Genomic DNA, 485 nt, shown 5'->3' with positions numbered 1-485 from the left:
CGTGGTCGCCGAGAGCTGCGCGAACGCGCTGAACAGGTTGTATGAGGTGATGGACAGGAAGCCGACGAGAGCGAGCCGCCACCAATGCGCCTGCGGCACGGAGAGCCGCTCGCGCTTGAGGCGGATGAAGACGAACAACGCCGCCGTCCCGATCGCGAAGCCGGTGACGCGCAGGGTCCAGGGCGGGATTTCGGTGAGACAGATCCGCACCGCGACCCAGTTCAGGCCCCAGAGCAGCCCCAGCACGGGGACGAGCGCGGCCGTCCTCGCCTGGGCGGCGGTCGTCCCGGGGGCGGCTACTTCCACAGCCATGCCGCGCCGCGCACGCCGGAGGAGTCGCCGTGCCGGTGCCTCAGGACAGGCGTCGTGAAGCTGTCGGAGAAAACATGCGGCTCGATGCGGGAGGGCAGGTCCGCATAGAGCTCGTCGATGTTCGACATGCCGCCCCCGAGCACGATGGCGTCGGGATCGAGCACGTTGACCAC

At 69.1% G+C, this 485-nt stretch carries 2 protein-coding genes; both read right to left on the bottom strand.

Annotation, left to right across the window (positions count from 1 at the left end):
- A partial coding sequence (locus tag AC2JF9_RS08610; protein WP_500726938.1) for an EamA family transporter occupies positions 1-312 on the bottom strand: 312 nt, incomplete at its 3' end.
- On the bottom strand, positions 297-485 hold a 189-nt coding region (locus AC2JF9_RS08605; RefSeq protein ID WP_500726936.1), incomplete at its 5' end, for an ROK family protein. The genes AC2JF9_RS08605 and AC2JF9_RS08610, both read right to left, overlap by 16 nt.

This window comes from Lactobacillus sp. C449L (genome assembly GCF_059900815.1).
Note: the sequence above shows the minus strand (reverse complement) of the source record. Positions and strands in the feature narration are given on the sequence as shown.